This window comes from Piscibacillus sp. B03 (genome assembly GCF_052246295.1).
In the GTDB taxonomy this organism is placed as follows: domain Bacteria; phylum Bacillota; class Bacilli; order Bacillales; family Alkalibacillaceae; genus Piscibacillus.
Map to the genome: position 1 here is coordinate 35,891 of NZ_JBQQCO010000009.1, position 22,374 is coordinate 58,264.

The following is a 22,374-nucleotide window of genomic DNA, read 5'->3' on the forward strand; positions in this document are numbered from 1 at the left end:
TTATTCCCCTCCCTCTTCAGCGTATACATATTTAAGTGCATCTTCTGCAGGAGCATATTGAGCATTCTCAGCATAATCCGTTGCTTTATTGATCTCTGCATCTAATTCTTTCTTTAGTTCCTCTTCTTTTTCATCTGTTAAAACACCATTTTCTTTTAAGTATTCAGAGAATAGAAGAACACAATCATTCTTTTTCATTTCTTCAATCTCTTTTTTGTCGCGATATGCTGTATGGTCGTCATCACTCGAGTGAGCAGTTAGACGATTCGTAACAGCCTCTACTAATGTAGGGCCTTCTCCATTCACTGCTCGCTCACGTGCTTCTTTTACAACCTTGAAAACTTCTAATGGATCATTACCATTCACCTGATAACCTGGCATTCCATAACTTTTAGCACGATCTGCTACCGTTTCAGATGCCACTTGTCGCTCTAAAGGAACGGAAATTGCGTATTTATTGTTTTCAACCATAGTAATAACTGGAAGTTTATGAACTCCTGCGAAGTTTAAACCTTCGTGAAAATCACCTTGGTTCGATGACCCTTCACCTAACGTTACAAAAGAGACAAAATCTTTCTTTTCCATTTTGCCAGCTAAAGCAACACCAACTGCATGTGGTAACTGGGTTGTTACTGGTGATGAACCTGTTAAAATACGATTTTTCTTCTGACCAAAGTGTCCTGGCATCTGACGACCACCTGAGTTAGGGTCTTCAGCCTTAGCAAAACCTGATAAAAACAATTCTGTTGTTGTCATACCAAATGCTAAGACAACACCCATATCTCGATAATATGGAGCCGTATAATCTTTCTCACGGTCAAGGGCGAAAGATGCTCCAACTTGAGCTGCTTCCTGTCCTTGACAAGAGATTACAAAAGGAATTTTTCCTGCGCGGTTTAATAACCACATTCTTTCATCGATTTTTCTAGCAAGTAACATCGTGCGGTACATATCAAGAACTTGCTCATCAGATAAACCTAGTTCTTCATGACGATTTTTTCCCATTTTAGTACCTCCCCTTTTTATCCATGAATTTGTTTTCCATCAACAGCTAATGCCGCTTCACCCATAACTTCCGATAGTGTTGGATGCGGGTGGATCGTATGAGCCATTTCCCATGGTGTTGCATCAAGTACCTTCGCTAATCCAGCCTCTGCAATCATATCCGTTACATGTGGACCAACCATATGGACACCTAATAAATCCTCTGTTTTCTTATCCGCCACAATTTTTACAAAACCATCTTTTTCACCGTAAACTAGTGCTTTACCAATGGCTTGGAAAGAAAACTTACCTACTTTAACATCATAACCTTGTTCTTTCGCTTGTTGTTCTGTTAATCCAACGCTTGAGACTTCAGGATTTGAGTAAATGCAAGTTGAGATGTGGTCATAATTAATTGGTAGTGGCTCTTCATTTGCCATATGCTCAACTGCAACAATTCCTTCATGGGATGCAACATGCGCTAATTGCATTCCACCAATTACATCCCCAATGGCATAAATATGAGATTCTTTAGTTTGATAGAATTTATTTGTTTTAATAGCACCGTTTTCTACGACTATATCTGTGTTTTCTAGACCAATGTTATCGACATTTGGCGCACGCCCAACAGATACAAGCATTTTATCAGCTGTAAATGCTTTTTCATCACCATTGTGCTCGGCTTTTATCGACACTTGATCACCTTTATCAAGAGTGTCTGGTAATACTTTAGCACCAGTAACTATCTTGATTCCTTTTTTCTTAAGTAACCTTTTTACTTCTTTAGAAACCTCCTCATCTTCAGTTGGTAATATACGATCAGCATATTCTACTACCGTGACTTGTACACCGAAATCTACTAACATTGAGGCCCATTCAATTCCAATTACGCCTCCACCAACTATCAAAATAGATTCTGGTAATTCTTCTAAGTTTAAAGCATGATCTGAAGATAAGACCATTTCGCCATCGAGTTCTAATCCTGGTAGTGATTTTGGTTTTGATCCTGTTGCAATTAGAACGTTTTTTGGAATAATAATCGTGTTTTCTTCTCCATCATTACGCTCAACAGAAATCGTTCCTGCAGTAGGAGAGAAAATACTCGGACCTAATATACGTCCGAAGCCTTCAAAAACTTCGATCTTACCTTTTTTCATTAATCCTTCGACACCTTTATGTAATTGGTCAACGATGGATTGCTTTCTTTCTTGAACTTTAATGAAGTTTAATGAAGTATTTTCTGTTTCAATACCATATTGTTCAGCATTCTTTGTTTGTTTAAAGACTTCTGCACTTCGTAATAATGATTTAGATGGAATACATCCTTTATGAAGACAAGTTCCACCCATCTTTTCTTTTTCAACGACAGCTACTTTTAACCCTAATTGACTGGCACGTATTGCAGCTACATATCCCCCAGTACCGCCACCTAAGACGACTAAATCGTATTCTAGAGCCATTATTTAACTCCTCTCTTTTTCAATAATATATTCTTTGGCTGGTTCTTTTCCTGTTAACACTCTCAATGCGCCTTCCGCAAGCGCTTCCATTTCGTTTTCTCCAGGTAAAACAACAACATCTGAAATCCATTCAATATATTGTGTGATCTGTTTTACGAATTCACTGCCGTGTGCAAGGCCGCCTGTTAATACAATAGCATCCACTTCACCTTTTAATACAGCGCTAGCAGATCCAATTTCTTTCGCGATTTGGTATGCCATAGCATCATAAATCAACTTTGCTTCTTCGTTTCCATTTTCGATTCGTTTTTCAACTTCTATCGCATCTTGAGTTCCTAAGTGATTTACAAGACCACCTTGACCAACTAACATTTTCTTAATCTGTTGTTGGTCATATTTACCTGAGAAGCATAATTCAACTAGTTGACCAGCTGGTAATGTGCCAGCACGCTCAGGCGAAAATGGTCCTTCACCATCAAGTCCATTATTAACATCTATAACTTTTCCATCTTTGTGAACACCTATTGTGATACCGCCACCCATATGACATACAATTAGTTTTGCTTCTTCGTATGTTTTGGTTTTATGTTCACAAACTTTTCTTGCAACAGACTTTTGATTTAGAGCATGGAAAATACTCTTACGAGGTAACGCGCTTAAACCAGAAATCTTAGCAATTGGCTGCATTTCATCTACAACAACAGGGTCAACAATAAAAGCTGGTATATTTAAGTCTTGAGCTAAGTCATAAGCAATCAGACCCCCTAGATTAGATGCATGTTCACCGTTATAACCGATTTTTAGGTCGTGAACCATGTCTTCTGATACCACGTATGTTCCGCCTTCTATTGGTCTAAGTAAGCCACCTCTTGAACAAATAGCTCTAAAATTAGAAAGATTAAATCCTTCATAATCTAACGTTTTTAAAATAACGTCTTTACGAAATTTATACTGATCCATTAACTGATTAAACTTGTTTAACTCGTTTATATCATGTCTAATGGTTTTAATTAAAATGCTGTTATGTCCTTCGAATACACCAATTTTCGTCGATGTAGATCCAGGATTGATAATAAGTGTTCGAAAATTTTTCACTAATAATTCCTCCAACTTAACCGTTTCTTCTAGAGATGATGTTATGCTCATTTCTTAAGAACGTACTACGTGAGCGGCTCACACTTTCAATACGCTCTTCAGCCATACGATCAGCAGCTTTATGAGTTGGAATATTATCTCGTTTAGAAATTTCGAAAATCTTTTCTAAGCTATTATAAATTGTTTCAATTTGCTTATAAGCACGATCTTTGTTGTAACCATTTAATTCGTCAGCAACGTTAATAACTCCACCAGAATTAATGACATAATCAGGAGCATATGCAATACCTAATTCATGTAGCTTCTCTCCATGACGATCTTCTGCTAACTGATTGTTTGCTGATCCAGCAATAGCTTTAGCTTTAAGTTGTGGAATCGTTTCATCATTAATTGTCGCACCCAACGCACATGGAGCATAAATATCACAATCAACTCCGTAAATATCATCAGGGTCAACTGCATGAGCACCGAAATCTTCCATTGCTCGTTTTACAGATTCTTTATTGATATCTGTAACGATTAATTTTGCGCCTTCTTCGTGTAAATGTTTACACATATGATAAGCAACGTTACCTACACCTTGAACAGCTACAACTCTACCTTCTAGTGAGTCACTTCCAAATGCTTCTTTAGCAGTGGCTTTCATTCCAAGATAAACTCCATATGCTGTTGCTGGTGATGGATTACCTGAAGAGCCAAATTCAGGTGAAATTCCTGTTACGTAATCAGTTTCCATATAAATTGTATCCATGTCATGAACTGTTGTACCAACGTCTTCAGCTGTTATATAACGACCATTTAATCCTTGAATGTAACGACCAAAGGCTCTAAACATTTCAGGGTTCTTATCTTTTTTCGGATCCCCAATGATAACCGTTTTTCCTCCGCCAAGATTTAAACCTGCAGCTGCATTTTTATATGTCATACCTTTGGATAGACGTAAAGCATCAATAATTGCATCCTCTTCAGAATCATATGTCCACATACGAGTTCCACCTAATGCTGGACCTAGTGTTGTGTCATGAATAGCAATGATTGCTTTTAAGCCCGAGTTCTTGTCCTGACAAAATACAACCTGTTCGTAATCACTTTCTTCTAAGTATTTAAAAATATCCATGTCTGTATTCCTCCCTAGTTTTTTATGATGATAATAATGCAAAAGCTAATGAATATATTTTACTCTCAGCCGAATCGGCACGAGAGGTTAAAACAATAGGTGCTTTAGCCCCACTTATAATACCCGCAACTTTTGCGTCAGCAAAATAAGTAAAAGACTTGTATAAAGTATTTCCTACTTCAATAAATGGACAAACTAATATGTCAGCATCGCCTGCAACCTCAGACTGAATACCCTTTTGTTCTTTTGAATCCATAGATATAGCGTTATCGAAAGCTAACGGTCCATCTACAATGCAGTTCGTAATTTGACCTCTTTTTTGCATTTGAGAAAGAACAGCTGCATCAACTGAAGCTTGCATTGCTGGGTTAACTATTTCAACGGCAGCTAACGGTGCAACTTTTGGTTTTACTATTCCTAATTTATTGACTACATCAACTGAATTTTGAATGATTTGCACCTTTTCTTCTAAGTCTGGTGCAATATTCATTCCAGCATCAGTTAGAAATAAGAAGCGATTACGGCCTTTCATTTCAAACATGGCTACGTGCGATAGTATTCGACCGTTCCTCAGGCCTGACCCTTTTTTCAAGACGGCTTTTAGAACTATTTTTGTAGCCACATTCCCTTTCATTAGAACATCTGACCGTTCTTCGGATACTGATTGAACAGCTTTATCTACGGCATTTTCCACCGAAGTCGCATGGTGCAGTGTAATCTTGTCATTGTTTAAATTTAATTCAATCGCATCAGCTGCATTTGTAATGTCTTCTATATTTCCAAACAACTTAAAGCTTGCTAAATCACGGTCTATACCGTCTTTTACAGCCTTTAAAGTCTCTACATTTGTTGCTTCAGCGACTGCTACAACCTTTTTTTCTCTCATATTACAAAGTTGTTCTACTAAGCCATCTAGCGTCATTTCTTGAGTATTCATGATGTACCTTAAGTATCCTTTCCAATGTTGTATTTTTTCATCTTATAATACAAATTTCTAATAGAAATATTTAATTGTTTAGCCGTTTTGGCTTTGATAAAGTTATTTTTTTCAAGCGTTTCTAAGATCAATTGTTTTTCAAATTCATCTAACGCTTCTTGTAATGGAATAACTTGTTCATCTGTGGTCTCATACATGATGTCTAGATCATCAAAAGACGTTTTCCTTAAAGGAGGTAAATGATATTCATGAATCACATTATCTCCAATATCCATGTTAATAATAGCTCGGCCGATTATATTTTCGAGTTCGCGAACGTTACCAGGATAATCATATTTTTTCAATTTATCTAAAGCATCATTAGAAATACCATTTACATTTCTACCATAATTTTCATTTAAATGGCTAAGCAAATGGTGTATTAACGGCTTCAAATCGCTTTCGATCCTCTCTCTAAGTGGAGGAATATTAATAGGAAACTTATTTAACCTATAGTAAAGTTTTTCGTTAAATTCATTTGTCATAATCGCTTTTTCGAGGTTTACATTTGTCGAGGCAATTAATCTTACATCAACAAATACTGGCTCTTGTCCATTAACTCTGACGATACTTTTTTCTTCAAGAACACGTAATATTTTAGATTGAAGAATCGGTGACAAATCACCTATTTCATCTAAAAAAATACTTCCTCGATTAGCTTCTTCAAAATACCCTATCCTCTGTTCAGTTGAACCTTGCTCATCACCAAATAACAACCGATCAAGAACTTCATCGTCATATGATGCACAATTTACTCTTATAAACTTCATGTGCTTGCGATCACTTTCGTTATGAATGGCATGAGCTATTAATTCTTTACCAGTTCCAGGCTCGCCTCTTAACAAAACACTGGTTGGAGATTTTGCACCAACTTTAGCTTGTTCTAAAGCCAAAGACATATCAGATGATTCAGCAATTATATCATTAAAGGTATATTTTGCTTCAAGGTTTCTAATAATTTGTCTTGCTCGTTTTAATTCAGTTGTTAAAGCTTCTATTTCAGAAAGGTCATGAATAACTCCTACACTACCTTTTAACTTACCATCTACAATAATTGGTGCTACATTTACAAGTACATCTCGTTTGTTAGGTCCAACCTTCATTCGAGCACCACGAACAGGGCGCCTGGTTTTTAATACTTTTAAGTGCATGCTTTCGCCTTCTGAAATGTCAGCTGTAGCTGGTTTTCCAATGACTTCTTTTTCGGTTAATCCGGTAATTTTTGTATAGGCTGGGTTAATCATTAACCCATGTCCTGTTTCATCTACAACCGATATAGCTTCCTCACTTGAATGAATGATCGCCTCCAACATTACTTGGATATCTTTTAAATTCGTAATTTCTTCAGCGAGACTTACGACTTCAGTAATATCTTTAAATACAGCATAAGCGCCCAACAATTCGTTATTTTCACTAATTAGAGGAATTCGTGTTGTGATGACTTTTTTCCCGTTATTTAATGTAAGATGTTGATTAATTTCGCGATTTTTTGTTTCTAAAATTTCTGGTAATCTTGAATCAGGTATTACATTTGAAATTCGCTGATTTAACATATTATTTTGTTGAATATCTAATATCTCACTAGCTGCCTTATTTACAAAAGTAATCATTTCATCGTTATTAATTACGATCATTCCATCATGAATTGAATTTAAAATTAATTCACGCTTGGATGTATCTTTCTTGATTTGATCAACGAGAGATTCCTTTTCATCTAATAGTTGATAAATGACATGAGCAATTGTTCCTGGAATTAGAACACAATGATCTGGCTTTGCACTCAATAAGTGATTGAATACTTGCTGATTTCCAGTTGCTTCAACAATGATATCAACTGATTCAGATATTGCGTTTTCATAATCGTTATATGTATTAATGTTTAACTTTTTAGCAATTTCGAGTCCAGGTGCGTGTGAATCAATATCAGCGATTGCTTTGATATTCAACATCTCTACTTGTTGAAATAACCTTAAAATCGCTGTGCCACCTTTACCTGCGCCTACAATTACAACATTTTGCATTTCGCCCACCTACACCTTGCAAAAATTTGCACACTTCAATCATAATGTAAGCGCTTTAAGAATGCAAGATATTTTCGTGTTTTTATAATATTTTTCATGATATACTACTTAGGGATAAAGAAAAGAGGTTTTGATTATGAGAATTGTTGCATTTTTAATGTTACTATTACCTGGAATATTAGGCGTATATGGAATTAAATTAATAAGAGACTCCTTCTTTGGAATAGTTGAATCCGTATTTTTAAATGTTTTCGTGCAATTATTTGCAGGCGTTTTATTTGTCATAATTGGAATTGGCTTTATTGGCGGTTTCCTTTTACACCGTGACAGACGTAAGCAAAAAACTAAATAAATTAATCAAAAAAATAACCGGAACTTTAATGTTTAAAGTTCCGGTTTCTTATTTTAAAGAAAATATATTTTATCTTACTGGCATGGATGACTCAAAAAAGTCTTGATAAAGAGATCTTACAGTATCATCAATATCTTCTTCACTAATTCCAAACATCATAGATACATCTGATGACCCTTGGTTAATCATTTTAATATTAACTCCTGCTTTAGCAATTGCAGTCGTAGCTATAGCCGCCACATTCACTCTTTGGCTCATTCCTTCACCTACAATGACAACCATTCCAAGATTATGACTTATTTTAATAGCATCCACATCTAGTTCTTGCTTAATTCTACGTAATAAACGCTCTTCTTTCTTTGCTGTCAGTTGATCTGATCTTACGATAACAGACATACTATCGATTCCTGATGGAGCATGTTCAAATGAAACATCTTCTTCAACTAATATGTTGAGAAGGTTGCGACCAAATCCTAGCTCACGGTTCATTAAATATTTACCAACATAAATACTAGAGAACCCTTTATCACTCGCTATTCCAACAACAGGCCCATTATGTTCTTTTTTCTCTGAAACAATCATTGTTCCTGGAGCTTGTGGTTCGTTAGTGTTCTTAATGCAAACAGGAATGTTTTTGTTAAACGCTGGAATCAAGGCCTCATCATGGAATACTGAAAACCCTGAATAAGACAATTCACGCATTTCTTTATATGTTAATGCTTTAATTTCTTTCGGATGATCAACGATATTTGGGTTCACACAATAAACAGAACTTACATCAGTGAAATTTTCATAGAGATCGGCTTCCACACCTGCAGCAATAATCGATCCTGTAATATCAGAACCACCTCTAGGAAAAGTTGTTAATACACCTTTTTCTGTATATCCAAAAAATCCAGGTATAACCATGATGCCGTTTTTATTTCTTAATTGATGAATTTTATCATTGCTCGATTCCAATACTTGGGCATCACCTGGTTGGTCACTTACAATAATTCCTGCATCTTTAGGATTAACATAGTTCGCATTTAGACCAATCTTATTTAAATATGCACTTAAAACCCTTGCGAGCGAATCCTCTCCCATCGCTTTTAGAGCGTCTTTAAGGTGTGCAGTATTATTAGTTTCATTAAGAATATAAGTTGTTTCTTTTTTTATTCGCTCAACCACTTCATCAGATAAACCTAATTCTTTTGTTATCGATAAGAAGCGATTGACTACTTGCTCTAAAGTTTCAGTGGTATCTTGTCCACTGATATGTTGTTCTCCAAGCTTTATAAATAAATCAGTAACTTTAATATCATCATCAAAGCGTTTACCAGGGGCTGATACTACGATAAATTTTCGTTCTTTATCTTCTTTAATTATGTTTGCAACTTTTTGTAACATTTCAGCACTTGCTACAGAACTACCACCAAATTTTGCGACTTTCATTTCGAAATCCCCTTCCAAATATGTAATACATTTAAACATTTTATCATTATGCTTCTAATTATTGAAATCTTAAGATAGTGAGTACACTAAAGGATGTCGACTTATTTTTGAGTATATGCAGTTTATGGAAACCTTAAAGAATAAAAATAGCACCTCAGGCTTTGAGGTGCTATTTAATCAAAGAATTTGTTTTTCATCATGATCTACTTCTGAATCTATATACCATCCTTTATTATACAATCGTTTATCTATATGATCTAACTTCTTTATGATTTCTCCTATTGCAAAGAATATTAGAGATATAACCAGACCAACCGACAAGTAAAATAAGAACACGTTAAAAGAGAAGTTATGGTTCAGTCCTATCTGACTAGCTTGAACGAAAGCGAAAAGCAACGAAGCAATGATCATTAAGCTTCCCACCACAAATAGGAGTTTAGCAATAATATTAGTAGTATCTGTTTCATATTTTTGCTTTGTCATAACTTCCTCCAACACTAAAATTAACCTCCTTTCGGAAGAAAGGAGGTTTTGATATATTAACTAACTTTATGTTCTAATCGTAACTTATCAGCGATCATGGCGATGAATTCAGAGTTTGTTGGTTTAGCTTTAGAAACGCTTACCGTATAACCGAAAATAGATGATAACGAATCAATATTCCCGCGATTCCAAGCTACCTCGATCGCATGTCGAATAGCACGCTCTACTCTTGAAGCAGTTGTATTATATTTCTTAGCGATATCTGGATACAACACTTTCGTTATGGAGCCTAATAATTCTATATCATGATAAACCATTGAAATAGCTTCTCTTAAATATAGATATCCTTTAATATGTGCAGGTACTCCGACTTCATGAATGATTGATGTGATATTAGCATCTAAATCAATCTTCTTAGTTGGCTTTACTGCTGATTGACCTGGTTGATCAAAATGCATTGGTTTCTGTTGAATAGCACCAGCTGCTTGTAATACTTGTTCCTTTAACAGGTCAAGATCAAATGGTTTCAGCATGTAGTATGTAGCACCTAATTCCACTGCCTTTTTCGTGACAGATTCATGGCCGAACGCTGTTAACATAATGACATTAGGAAGTTCATCTAGATTTAACTCACGCATCTTTTCTAATACGGCTAATCCGTCTACATGTGGCATAATAATATCTAAGATGAGTACGTCTGGATTGGTGTCTTCGATCATTGTTAAGCATTCTCTACCATTATATGCCGTTCCCACAACTTCAACCATTTCCTCCTCACCAAAATAATTTTCTAACATGGTGACTAATTCTCTGTTGTCGTCTGCAATTCCTAAACGTACTTTTTCCATTACTGTTAACCTCCCAAGATTTTCTTGTATCTTCACTAATCTTATTCCATAAAATCGTTATAAATCCTTCTTTTATCTGAAAAAAATTTAAATTATTTATATTTTTATTTATTTTCTTTTGGTTTCTTCAATTTACGACATATTTTTCGCCTTTTTATTGAAATTTGTCGATTACATTAGAGCCACGAGCGCCACTTAACCATTCTTTCTTACAAAAATAAAACACCAATCAAAATTGATTGGTGTTTTATTAATTAGCTGGCGTCTTTTAATGTCTTTTCTGACTCTATTTGTAATCCTGCTTCATTTAGCATCCATTCCACATGAACTCCGTAGCCACTTGTAGGGTCATTTAAGAAAACGTGAGTAACAGCCCCCACTAATTTCCCATCTTGTATAATCGGGCTTCCACTCATACCTTGAACAATTCCACCTGTTTTGTTCAGCAAATCTGGATCAGTGATTTTTATTACCATACCTTTTGTCTCTGGGTTCTTACTAGGAACACTGCTTATGATCTCAATATCAAAAGATTTTACTTCATCATCTTCAACAACGGTTAAAATTTTAGCTTTACCTTCTTTAACCTCATTAGATTTAGCAACAGGAATAGGATCTTGATGACCTTTTAAAATCGATGCATTATTTAATTTTCCAAAAATGCCATAATCACTGTTTATCTGAATCGTACCTAAACTTTCTTCATCCATGGAGAAGCGTGCCTTTTTTTCACCAGGAGTCCCATTTTTACCTTTATTAATTGAAGTTATATCTGAAGGTACGATTTTACCATTATAAATATCAATCGGCTTTTTAGTTTGATGATCCATAATAATATGGCCTAAAGCTCCATACTTCTTAGAATCGGGATCGTAAAACGTTAATGTTCCAATACCAGCCGTAGCATCTCGGATGAACAGCCCCAAACGATAAGCCTCATCCTTTTCATCAAATGCGGGATTAATGGTTAAAGGAAATATGTGCTCTTCTCGTTTTAAAAGCAGTTCAACAGGTTCCTTACTACCTTCTAACTTCTTCATTTCTTGAACGAAACTGTTCATATTATCTATTTTACTTCCATTTAATTGTAAAATTATATCTCCAGTTTTAACACCTGCCTGTTCAGCTGACGACACCTTACCATCATTGGTTTGTACTGGACTAAACCCTACGACAATTACACCAGTTGTGTGTAATTTTACCCCAACGGATTGACCACCTGGGATGACTTCACTTACTGTTTCGGCGGAAAGTGGACCTACATGCGAGAATGGAATTAAAAACGAAACAAGGAGAATTAAATGTATGATATGGCGAGAACTTTTCATATTCACACTCCTCATTTCTTGATTAAGCTGTAAGCTTAATTTGAGCATTTCGCATGCTTTTTAAACGATTAAAACACATGCAATACAGTTTATCTTTTCCTTCTCTGTGTATTATTGATTTGAATAGTTAACCCTCGAAAAAGATAAGGCTGGAGCAATCAAACGAAGCATTTTATACTATTTAAAAATTGGTGATTAAGATCATATTTAATTAAAAACTAATTATAAAATACATTTACAAAAAATCGCCTTAAGTAATAACCAAAGGCGATTCACTCAAATCATACAGTTTCTTTAGCTTGTTTTATAAGCTCTTCAGCATGTTGTAAAGTCGTTTCTGTAATTTCTGTTCCAGACATCATTCGGCTAATCTCAACAATTGACTCGTTTTGATTCAGTTTTTTTACTCTTGTTGTTGTGTGATTATCACTTTGGTCTTTTTCAATTAATAAGTGTTGATCAGCCATTGCTGCAACTTGTGGTAAATGCGTAATACATAAAACTTGAGAGTTGTTTGAGATTTGATGAATTTTCTTAGCAATGGATTGAGCTACTCTGCCGCTTACACCTGTGTCCACTTCATCAAAAATAACACTTGTCATATTCTGATGCTCTGCAAAAATGCTTTTAAGAGCTAACATAATTCTTGATATCTCTCCACCAGAAGCAACTTTCTGCAATGGCTTCAAGGGTTCTCCAGGATTAGTACTTATCATAAACTGAACATGATCTAATCCATTCCTAGTTAACTTAACGGTTTGGCCTTTCCAGTTTATATGGCCTTTTTGCGTATCAAATTGGACATCGAACTTTGATTTATCAAGATATAAATCCTTTAATTCTTTGTGTATGGATTTAATTAATTCTTGGCTAACAAGTTTCCGAACTTCATGTAATTGTTCAGCTTCAACTAATGTATCTTTTTCAATATCGCTAATCTGGTTTTCAAGTGCTTGTATATGAGTGTCTTTATTTTCTAATTGTTCGAGTTCTTCTTCCATTTCAGACATGAGTTCTAATATTTCATTAACGTCTTTACCATATTTTCTCTTTAAACGGTTAATTTCATGCAACCTATTTTCAATATCATTTAAACGCTCAGGTTGAAATTCTAACCCATCAAGTTGATTTCTTAATTCAAATGATAATTCCTCGATTGCATAGTAATTAGACTTCAGTTGCTCAGAAAGATCTTTAAAAGTATCATTAACATCTTCAATTTGCTCTAAAGATGTCATAGCATGACTTAAAAAGTCTAATCCTTTACTTTCACCATAAAGAGCATAATAGGTTGTTTGAAGACTTTCGAATAATCGCTCAAAATTCGCTAATTGATGCCGTTCTTCTTCCAATTGAGCATCTTCATCAAGTTGTAAATCTGCTTCTTGCAATTCATTGTATTGAAATTTCAACAAATCAATACGTTGGGCAATTTCTTGTTCATTTTCTGACAATTCTTTATAACGTTTTAATAAACGTTCATAATTATCAAACAGGTTTAAATAAGATTCTTTAACTTTTGAAATTTGTTCAAATTGATATTGATCGAGCAACTTTATGTGTTGTTCTGCTTGCATTAATGACTGTGTTTCATGTTGACTATGTATGTCAATTAGCGTTTGCCCTATTTCCTTTAATATACCTAACGTGATTAGCTTTCCATTTACTCTGCAAATACTTTTTCCTTTTGAAGTAATTTGACGTTGTAAAATAATGCTTCCCTCTTCATCTAAAGGGATATCAAATTGCTCTAATACATCATAAACTTGATGACTTTGATCATCAATAAAGAAAATGCCTTCCAAATTAGCCTTATCAGCTTCATGCCTTACAAATTCAACCGAAGCTCTAGCTCCTGCCAACAGCTGGATGGCGTCTATGATGATGGATTTACCAGCACCAGTTTCCCCAGTTAATACAGTTAATCCATCATTAAAGCTTAACGATATTTCATCTATAATTGCAAAATTTTTAATATTAATTTCCGCTAACACGTTAGCCACCTCAATTTAATTCAACATGTCATTAAAGCTGTTATACACCTCAACGCATTGTTCAGGTGATCGACAAATAATCATACAAGTATCGTCACCACATAATGTCCCCATAATGCCATTCCATTCTAATTTATCTAGAAGAGCTCCAACAGCTTGAGCATTACCAGGAATTGTTTTAAGTACGATAAAATGATCAGCTCGATCTATTGAGACAAAACTGTCTGTCAACATTCTTCTAAGTTTTTGAACCGGATCATATTTTTGATCTTGAGGAAGACTGTATTTATACGAACCATCATGTGTAGTTACTTTTACAAGCTGTAATTCTTTTATGTCTCTAGAAATTGTTGCTTGTGTTACCGGGAACCCTAACTCATGAAAGCGTCGAACCATCTCATCTTGCGTTTCAATGGTTTCTTTTGAAATTAGTTCACGTATTTTCATTAATCTCTGAGCTTTTTTCACTTAAAAATCACCAACTTAATTAATCGTTTGATTTTTTCTTCTGTTTAAACTCTTCATGAGCAGTTTGAATAACTGAATGTATGTCTTGGTCGGTTATATGATTAGTTGGTAACTCATTCAGCCATTTAGTATGAAGAAGAAATTCAATGTTGCCATCACCACCTGTGATTGGTGAATAATCTAAGCCAACCACATCAAATCCTTCTTCATAAACAAAGTTAATAATGTTTTTAACAACTTCTTCGTGAACTTTTGCGTCTCTAATTATTCCCTTTTTACCTACTTGTTCTCTACCTGTTTCAAATTGTGGTTTAATTAACGTAACTATGTCAGAATTTGTTAATAACAGTTTTTTAAGAACTGGGAATATTAATTTTAATGAAATAAATGATACATCTGTAACTGCCATACTTGGCAAACCATAATCTAAGTCAGCTTTTGTAACATATCTGAAGTTCGTTCTTTCCATTACATGAACTCTAGGATCATTACGCAATTTCCAATCTAATTGATTATATCCTACATCAATTGCGTATATTTCTTTTGCCCCATTTTGTAATGAACAATCCGTAAAGCCACCTGTCGATGAACCGATATCCATCACTAAACGACCTGTCACATCAATCTCAAACACTTTTAATGCTTTTTCAAGCTTTAAACCACCACGACTAACATAAGGTATTGCTTTTCCTTTAACGGTAAGCTCTATGTCTGAGTCAATTTTTAAACCAGGTTTGTCTAATCGTTCATGTTTATGAAAAACCAAACCAGCCATAATAGACCTTTTAGCCTTTTCTCTTGAATCAAAAAAACCTTGTTCAACTAATAACGTGTCTAAACGTACTTTCTTACCCATATCTAAGCTCTTTTCTCTTTTGTTGGTACCATATCTTTTAACTTTGTCACGACTCCATCTTTTGTAAGTCCAATCTCTTCTAGAAGTTCATTTACACTGCCATGCTCAATAAATCGATCTGGAATTCCCATTCTTTGAATATAAGGCATTGGCAAGTTTTCCTGCTCATAAAATTCTAATACTGCACTTCCGAATCCGCCTTGTAGGGCATGTTCTTCTATAGTTAAGATCGGAATGTTATTTAAATTCTTTAACATTTCTTCATCAAGAGGTTTAATGAATTTTGCATTAACTACTCGTATTGAATAATCGTCGCGTTCCATCTCTTTAACAGCCTCTAATGCTAGGTCAATCATCGTTCCAAATGTTAAAATCACCGCATCATTTCCTTCTTTAAGCACATCCCATTTACCTATTGGTAATTTCTTGAATGGACGTTTTTCAGGCTGATCTTTTGCATTTCCACGTGGATACCGAACAGCAATTGGACCATTTTGATGTTCTAATGCAGTGTAAACCATGTCCTGGCACTCGTTCGCATCTTTTGGCATCATAATCGTCATGTTTGGTAAATCACGTAAGAATGAAATATCAAACACACCTTGATGTGTTTCACCATCTGCGCCAACTAATCCAGCTCGATCAATACCAAAAGCAACATTTAGGTTTTGACGACAAATGTCATGTACCACTTGGTCAAATCCTCTTTGTAAAAATGTTGAATAAATAGATAAGAACGGTTTCAAGCCTTGAGTTGCTACGCCCCCAGCTAAAGTGGTTGCGTGTTGTTCAGCAATCCCTACATCAAATAAACGTTCAGGAAATTTCTTTTTAAAATCTTCCAGTTTAGAACCAACAGTCATAGCAGGTGTAATAGCTACAACGCTTTCATCTTTTTCAGCAACTTCCATCAAGGTGTCGCTAACAACTTTACTCCAACCAGGTCCATTAGAAGCTTTCTTCAAGCTTTCTCCAGATTCAATTTTATATGGTCCAACACCATGCCATGTTCCGACCTTATCTGATTCAGCAGGTTTATACCCTTTACCCTTCTTAGTTAATACATGAATAAGAATAGGTCCTTCTGTTTTCTTTGCATATTGAATGGAATTAAATAAATCTTCATAATCATGTCCATCAACAGGTCCATAGTAAGTAAAACCCATCTCTTCAAAAAACATCCCCGGGACAACAAGATACTTCATGCTATCTTTTACACGTTCAGCTACTGTTGCCAAACGTCCACCAACTGCAGGGACTTTTTTCATCAACCATTCAAGTTCATCTTTTACCCAATTATAGCGTTGACCGCTTCTTAAGCGACCTAAAATATTATGCAGAGCACCGACATTTGGCGCAATTGACATTTCATTATCATTTAAAATAACAATTACATTTTTCTTTTCACTTCCAATATGGTTTAAAGCTTCTAAAGCCATTCCACCAGTTAAAGCACCATCACCTATAATTGGTATAACCGAATGCTCTTCCCCTTTTAAGTCTCGAGCAATGGCCATCCCCATTGCAGCTGACAATGACGTTGAGCTGTGACCAGTCTCCCATATATCGTGCTCGCTCTCGTTCATCTTAGGGAACCCACAAAGTCCTTTATATTGTCTTAAGGTAGAAAACTGATCAGTTCTACCTGTTAGCATCTTATGAACGTAAGATTGATGTCCGACATCCCAAATAAATTTATCTTTAGGACTATCAAAAGCATGATGTAATGCTAATGTTAATTCAACAACACCTAAATTTGGGCCTAAATGTCCACCAGTGACAGATAATTCATTAATAAGAAACTGACGGATTTGTTCACTTAATTTTTTTAAATCTTCAATTGATAATTGTTTAATATCTGAAGGATGTTTAATGTCTTTAAGATCCACAGTGGACCACTCACCTTTATCCTATATTTCTTGCTTCTTTTTTTTCTTTTTCAAATTCGGCAAAATTTTGATATGTAACTTTGTTTCTATAAAATACAAAATTTTACCTGCCATAAGTATAATTTGAGTTGATTTTGACATAGCCAATGTCTTTCCTACTGCTTTACCACCAACAGTTAATGCAGCCACAATACTTGTAAGAATTGTGTTTAATACAGGTTGTCCTAATTGAATGACATTCATTAGTTCAATGACGACGATCATTGCAGCAACACCACTTACAACACCTGCGATATCACCAATCACGTCATTACAAAATGATGCAAAGCGATCTGCATTCCTGACAATCACAATAGCATGTTTTGCCCCAGGTACTCTCTCTGCAGCCATTGCATGAAATGGTGTTTCAGCTGCAGCTGCAGCTGCTATGCCCATCATATCAAAGAAAACCCCAATAAACACAATGATAAGTACTATAATCAATCCAATAGACCATGTTGTTCCGTTGAGGGCATTATTGGAAGCAATTGAAAAAATGGCCGCTAACACGAATGTGATAACGGCGATACTTATACTAAAACGCAATGAACTCTTTATCGTATTTTTGTTCATAATTTCCCTCTTATTTGTGAAAAATATGTGTAGTAAACACTAATTATATGTAGGTAGGGATGGTCACTTAAAAGGTAAATATTACGGCTTAGGTCCAGTAGGTTTTCCCAAGTCAGTACCGTGTGTTGCCACATCGGCGGTTCCCCTTTAAACTGACCTTAGCTGCGTCACCACAGCTAGACTGGACTACCACTTAGTCCGTACTACAATCCCTTTTAAGTGTCTCAAGAACAGTCTAGGAGTTTTCCTCGACAGTCTTTGACCACTTCCTAGCCTCTTTTGCAGTGTTTATTTCATACAATGTCAACAGCACGTCATCGGTGGCCATCCGAATTAATGCTTTTAATTGTAATCCCCTAAACACCACTCAAGGCAGGCTACGCTGCAAATAAGGCTACTAACCTTATAGTGCAGGTTCATACCCCATTTCGTACCCCATTAAGCGCGATTAATGGGGCACAAGAATGGGCCTCCGCGGAAGCAGGGTCAACGCCCACATGCCATTGTGGATCGCCCTACAACCTTAACTCCCAGCATTGACCCAAGGCTGGGCGCCTCAAGCCAACACCAGGAACTTCATCGATGTGCCCTTTGGCGGATTTTTAGGCCCGCCTTCAGAAGTGGAGGACCGACTAGAATACTGCACCACCCCTATTGCAATCCCTATTTTATCACATCCGAGAGGTGCAAACAATCATTAGTGTTCAAGATTGCCTGTTGCCGAAAATGTCTAATAAGTCTAATAAAATAGGTTGTTCTATACCTGACTCTTTGTACTTTGTTTTAGCAGCATCCATGTAGCGTTCTTTTATTTTGACCGCTTCTTCTAAACCAAGTATTTGAGGGTAGGTGCTTTTGTTTCTTTCTTCATCACTTCCAACTGGTTTACCAATGACTGCCATGTCTCCTTCAACATCTAATATATCGTCTTGAATTTGAAAGACAAGCCCTAAATATTGCCCAAATTCATCAAGAGATTCTATTTGGGGTGGATTGGCTCCACCTAAATAAGCTCCTATTTTTAGTGCTGATCTTATTATGGCACCAGTTTTAAGTTGATGTATATCATTTAATTCACGTTCAGTTAATTGGAGATCTTCCGCTTTTAAATCAAGGTGCTGACCTGTAATCATGCCTTCCAAACCTGCCGATTGACTTAATTGCTGAATAATATAAATTTTCTCCTCCGCTTCTAGCATTGAAGAAGTTGATACGACGTGGAATGCTTGAGTTAATAACCCATCTCCAACTAGAATTGCGGTCGCCTCGTCAAATTTTCGGTGTAAGGTTTCTTTACCTCTTCTAAAATCATCATCATCCATTGCAGGCAGATCGTCATGAATCAACGAATATGTATGAATCATCTCCAATGCTAAAGCGGGTTCAATAACTTTATCATTTTTTTCTTGAAATGCTTCATATGTAGCTAACATTAAAACTGGCCTTAATCTTTTCCCTCCAGCTTCAATTGAGTATAAGACAGCCTCTTTAAAACCTTGAGGTAAATTGAGTTGGTTTAACCTCTCCATTAACAAGTTGTTAATATACATCTGTTTATTTTCAATATATTGTTCAATCACGATTCGACTCTTCCTCCACTTTATAAGGTTCAGTTTCACCTGATTCTTTCATAATTTCAGTTATTTCCTCTTCAACAGATTGAAGTTTTTTGTTACAAAAGTTAGACAACTTCATACCTTCCTTATAATACTCAATCGCTTGTTCTAGTGGCACATCACCTTCCTCCAGCTTCTCAACAATTGCCTCAAGTTTCTGCATAGCTTGTTCAAATGTTAACTCGTGGTCTTTGTTTGTATCAGTCATTTAAATCCTCCTCCTTACCTTCAGTACCCCATACCTGACAATCAATTAAACCATCCTGTAACGAAATCTTTATAGCATCACCCGGCTCAACTTGTTTTGTTGATTTTATGATTTCTTTTCCTTTATAAGAAATCGAGTACCCTCTTTTCATTGTTTCTAACGGATTTAGGATAGAAAGTTTGTTTAGTTGATTTTGAAAGTTATTTTGATGCAAAGACACCTGCTGTTTAAGTGCCTGATTTATTCGAGACTTTTTATAAATTAGTTCTTGATGATGTTGTTGAATGATTGTTTTAGGGTTATACGTATATAACTGTTTACGTGAGTGATTCACTTCAACTCGTTTTTGTTCAAAGTAACGTATTACGTTTTTATTTAAGTTATGTACAGCTCGATCTAAATCTTGCTCTTTTTGTCTAGTTAGATGGATTGGATACTTAAAAGCATAAGCTTGATTAATACCTCTTAATCGATCTTTATAAGTATTAATTTGATGTTGCAATGATTGTTGTAGACGTTGGCTATCCGTTAATAATTGCTTTTTAAGCTCTAATATAGATGGAACAGCTAATTCAGCTGCAGCAGTTGGGGTAGGTGCTCTTAGGTCAGCTACAAAATCACTAATAGTAAAATCTGTTTCATGACCTACAGCTGAGATAACTGGGACTCTTGATGCTGTAATTGCTCTTGCTACGCTTTCTTCATTAAAAGCCCATAATTCTTCAATAGAACCTCCGCCACGGCCAACGATAATGGTATCAAATTCTCCAATATAGTTTGCATGTTCAATAGCACGTACAATTGATGGTGCTGCTTGCTCCCCTTGGACAGATACTGGTAAAATTGTTCGTCTTACATTGGGATAACGTCTTTTTAAAGTTGTAATTATATCTCTTACAGCTGCACCAGTTGGTGAAGTTATGATTGCTATTCGATCAGGGAACTTTGGAATAGGTTGCTTTCGTCCTCGGTCAAATAAACCTTCATACTCTAACTTTTTCTTAAGTTCTTCATAAGCTAGGTATAACGCCCCTACTCCATCTGGTTGCATGCTTTGAACATAAATCTGATATTGACCTTGTGGTTCGTAGACGGATAGATCCCCTCGCACTAATACTTTCATTCCATTTTCGGGCTTAAATTTAAGCATACGATTTTGTGAAGCAAACATTACCGCGGAAATCCTAGCATTTTGATCTTTTAATGTAAAATACATATGTCCCCTGGAATGGTGATTAAAATTAGAGATTTCTGCTTGCAACCAAACATTTTTTAAATGAGAATCCGTTTCAAATTTACGCTTAATATATTTCGTTAATGCCGTGACCGTTAAATATCGTTTCTCCACAAGTAAAAACTCCCCTTAATATTTAAAGGTTTTTGCCACTTTAACTGTATTATGTAATAACATTGTGATTGTCATGGGTCCCACACCTTTTGGCACTGGTGTGATTTTGCTGACTTTATTTTTCACGCTTTCAAAATCAACATCACCCACGACACGCCCATCATCTAAGAAAGTGTTACCAACATCAACAACGATAGCTCCTTCTTTTAGATCCGACTCACCAATGGTATTTGCTTTGCCTGTCGCAACAATCAAAATATCTGCTTTGTTGGTAATTTCTGATAAGTTTGAAGTTTTAGAATGACAATAGGTAACTGTAGCATTTCCATTTAATAATAGTTGTCCTACAGGTTTACCAACTATATTGCTCCTACCTACCACAACCGCATGTTTGCCAGTTGGATTAATACCATAATACTCCAATAATTTCATAATCCCTAAAGGTGTGCATGGGACAAGAGCATCTTGACCGATTTGCATTCGACCGATATTAATTGGATGAAACCCATCGACATCTTTAGTTGGTTCTATATATTCCAATATGCGTTTTTCGTTAATGTGGTCTGGCAGAGGTAATTGAACTAAAATACCATGTACACTAGAATCATTATTTAACTCATTAATATGCAGAAGTAATTCTTCTTCTGAAATTTCCTGGTCTAATTCGATGACCTGAGATGAGATTCCGACCTTTTCACAAGCCTTTTGTTTCATTCTAACGTAGGTCTTTGATGCCGGGTTGTTTCCAATAATTAATACTGTTAATTTGGGTACAATATTCTGTCGCTTCAATTGTTGAACTTCAATCTTTAATTCGTCTCTTAACTTATTTGCTAATACATCACCATACATTATTTCTGCCGACATCATAATCACCCACTTTCTTTATATGAATTTTGACAATACTCCATTAATGAATTTGCCTGATTTATCTTCATTAAATCGTTTTGCTAATTCAACTGCTTCATTAATAGAGACCTCTTTAGGAACACTTTCATCATACATCATTTCAAAAACAGCAATTCGTAAAACTGTTTTTTCTACCGTTGCAATTCGATTAAAGGACCATTTCTCAAGCTTGGCAGAAATCGCTTGATCAATTTCACTTTGATGTTCTAACACGCCTTTGATTAGCTTTTTACCATAGTCATTTAAATCTTCTAAAGACTCGATTAAATTTTGATAAGTCGTGTCTTTATTAATATCTATTTGATATAAGGCCTGAACAGCCTTTTCTCTGGCAAATCTTCGTTCTTCCATGTTACTTCTCCTTTGTCATTCAAAT

21 protein-coding genes are annotated in these 22,374 nt (G+C 35.6%); 1 reads left to right on the forward strand and 20 read right to left on the reverse strand.

The genetic code is table 11. The annotated features are described in order from the left end of the window. From ACTWQB_RS07715 to ACTWQB_RS07740, 6 genes are read right to left on the reverse strand one after another with little or no spacing between them, the layout of a single operon-like run. A complete protein-coding gene (locus tag ACTWQB_RS07715; protein WP_443138615.1) occupies positions 1 to 1,005 on the reverse strand; it encodes a thiamine pyrophosphate-dependent dehydrogenase E1 component subunit alpha in 1,005 nt (334 codons plus the stop codon). 17 nt (positions 1,006 to 1,022) lie between these two features. Next, positions 1,023 to 2,444, reverse strand: coding sequence for a dihydrolipoyl dehydrogenase (lpdA, locus tag ACTWQB_RS07720; RefSeq protein WP_443138616.1), 1,422 nt, complete (start codon positions 2,442 to 2,444; stop codon positions 1,023 to 1,025). Between the two features lie 3 nt (positions 2,445 to 2,447). Continuing rightward, positions 2,448 to 3,590, reverse strand: a complete 1,143-nt coding sequence (gene buk / locus ACTWQB_RS07725) for a butyrate kinase (RefSeq protein WP_443138617.1) — start codon at positions 3,588 to 3,590, stop codon at positions 2,448 to 2,450. Further along, on the reverse strand, positions 3,556 to 4,656 hold the full coding sequence (locus ACTWQB_RS07730; RefSeq protein WP_443138618.1) for a Leu/Phe/Val dehydrogenase: 1,101 nt from the start codon (positions 4,654 to 4,656) through the stop codon (positions 3,556 to 3,558). Before ACTWQB_RS07730 ends, buk begins: the two co-directional genes overlap by 35 nt. Before the next feature lie 22 nt (positions 4,657 to 4,678). Next, positions 4,679 to 5,578: a bifunctional enoyl-CoA hydratase/phosphate acetyltransferase gene (locus ACTWQB_RS07735; protein WP_443138709.1), complete on the reverse strand. Its 900-nt coding sequence runs from the start codon at positions 5,576 to 5,578 to the stop codon at positions 4,679 to 4,681. A gap of 23 nt (positions 5,579 to 5,601) precedes the next feature. After that, positions 5,602 to 7,653, reverse strand: coding sequence for a sigma 54-interacting transcriptional regulator (locus ACTWQB_RS07740; protein ID WP_443138619.1), 2,052 nt, complete (start codon positions 7,651 to 7,653; stop codon positions 5,602 to 5,604). A gap of 136 nt (positions 7,654 to 7,789) precedes the next feature. Here ACTWQB_RS07740 and ACTWQB_RS07745 point away from each other — a divergent pair, with 136 nt between their 5' ends. Continuing rightward, on the forward strand, positions 7,790 to 8,005 hold the full coding sequence (locus tag ACTWQB_RS07745) for a DUF2627 family protein (RefSeq protein ID WP_443138620.1): 216 nt from the start codon (positions 7,790 to 7,792) through the stop codon (positions 8,003 to 8,005). A 69-nt stretch (positions 8,006 to 8,074) separates the two neighbouring features. Here the strand turns inward: ACTWQB_RS07745 and ACTWQB_RS07750 are convergent, their stop codons facing one another. The 14 genes from ACTWQB_RS07750 to nusB form a co-directional block, all read right to left on the reverse strand. Further along, positions 8,075 to 9,439, reverse strand: a complete 1,365-nt coding sequence (locus tag ACTWQB_RS07750) for an aspartate kinase (RefSeq protein ID WP_443138621.1) — start codon at positions 9,437 to 9,439, stop codon at positions 8,075 to 8,077. A 177-nt stretch (positions 9,440 to 9,616) separates the two neighbouring features. Further along, positions 9,617 to 9,937 carry a hypothetical protein gene (locus tag ACTWQB_RS07755; RefSeq protein ID WP_443138622.1) on the reverse strand — a complete coding sequence of 107 codons (321 nt, stop codon included), beginning with the start codon at positions 9,935 to 9,937 and terminating at the stop codon, positions 9,617 to 9,619. A 41-nt stretch (positions 9,938 to 9,978) separates the two neighbouring features. Beyond that, positions 9,979 to 10,770: a sporulation transcription factor Spo0A gene (gene spo0A, locus ACTWQB_RS07760; protein ID WP_443138623.1), complete on the reverse strand. Its 792-nt coding sequence runs from the start codon at positions 10,768 to 10,770 to the stop codon at positions 9,979 to 9,981. A 254-nt stretch (positions 10,771 to 11,024) separates the two neighbouring features. Next, positions 11,025 to 12,098 carry a SpoIVB peptidase gene (gene spoIVB / locus ACTWQB_RS07765; RefSeq protein WP_443138624.1) on the reverse strand — a complete coding sequence of 358 codons (1,074 nt, stop codon included), beginning with the start codon at positions 12,096 to 12,098 and terminating at the stop codon, positions 11,025 to 11,027. A 281-nt stretch (positions 12,099 to 12,379) separates the two neighbouring features. Then, complete coding sequence (gene recN, locus ACTWQB_RS07770; RefSeq protein ID WP_443138625.1) at positions 12,380 to 14,092, reverse strand: DNA repair protein RecN; 1,713 nt, start codon at positions 14,090 to 14,092, stop codon at positions 12,380 to 12,382. 15 nt (positions 14,093 to 14,107) lie between these two features. Beyond that, positions 14,108 to 14,560 carry a transcriptional regulator AhrC/ArgR gene (gene ahrC / locus ACTWQB_RS07775; RefSeq protein ID WP_443138626.1) on the reverse strand — a complete coding sequence of 151 codons (453 nt, stop codon included), beginning with the start codon at positions 14,558 to 14,560 and terminating at the stop codon, positions 14,108 to 14,110. A 19-nt stretch (positions 14,561 to 14,579) separates the two neighbouring features. Further along, positions 14,580 to 15,416, reverse strand: coding sequence for a TlyA family RNA methyltransferase (locus tag ACTWQB_RS07780; protein ID WP_443138627.1), 837 nt, complete (start codon positions 15,414 to 15,416; stop codon positions 14,580 to 14,582). Positions 15,417 to 15,418: 2 nt separating this feature from the next. Beyond that, complete coding sequence (gene dxs, locus ACTWQB_RS07785) at positions 15,419 to 17,305, reverse strand: 1-deoxy-D-xylulose-5-phosphate synthase (RefSeq protein WP_443138628.1); 1,887 nt, start codon at positions 17,303 to 17,305, stop codon at positions 15,419 to 15,421. A gap of 21 nt (positions 17,306 to 17,326) precedes the next feature. Further along, positions 17,327 to 17,917, reverse strand: coding sequence for a hypothetical protein (locus tag ACTWQB_RS07790; RefSeq protein WP_443138629.1), 591 nt, complete (start codon positions 17,915 to 17,917; stop codon positions 17,327 to 17,329). Between the two features lie 704 nt (positions 17,918 to 18,621). Then, the gene (locus ACTWQB_RS07795; protein WP_443138630.1) at positions 18,622 to 19,497 is read right to left on the reverse strand and encodes a polyprenyl synthetase family protein; all 876 of its coding nucleotides are present in this window, start codon (positions 19,495 to 19,497) and stop codon (positions 18,622 to 18,624) included. After that, complete coding sequence (gene xseB, locus ACTWQB_RS07800; protein ID WP_443138631.1) at positions 19,490 to 19,741, reverse strand: exodeoxyribonuclease VII small subunit; 252 nt, start codon at positions 19,739 to 19,741, stop codon at positions 19,490 to 19,492. The genes ACTWQB_RS07795 and xseB overlap by 8 nt, the downstream gene beginning before the upstream one ends. Next, positions 19,734 to 21,089, reverse strand: a complete 1,356-nt coding sequence (gene xseA / locus ACTWQB_RS07805) for an exodeoxyribonuclease VII large subunit (RefSeq protein WP_443138632.1) — start codon at positions 21,087 to 21,089, stop codon at positions 19,734 to 19,736. The genes xseB and xseA overlap by 8 nt, the downstream gene beginning before the upstream one ends. A 15-nt stretch (positions 21,090 to 21,104) precedes the next feature. Then, on the reverse strand, positions 21,105 to 21,956 hold the full coding sequence (locus tag ACTWQB_RS07810; protein WP_443138633.1) for a bifunctional 5,10-methylenetetrahydrofolate dehydrogenase/5,10-methenyltetrahydrofolate cyclohydrolase: 852 nt from the start codon (positions 21,954 to 21,956) through the stop codon (positions 21,105 to 21,107). An 18-nt stretch (positions 21,957 to 21,974) separates the two neighbouring features. Beyond that, positions 21,975 to 22,349, reverse strand: a complete 375-nt coding sequence (nusB, locus tag ACTWQB_RS07815; protein WP_443138634.1) for a transcription antitermination factor NusB — start codon at positions 22,347 to 22,349, stop codon at positions 21,975 to 21,977. Positions 22,350 to 22,374 lie beyond the last annotated feature (25 nt).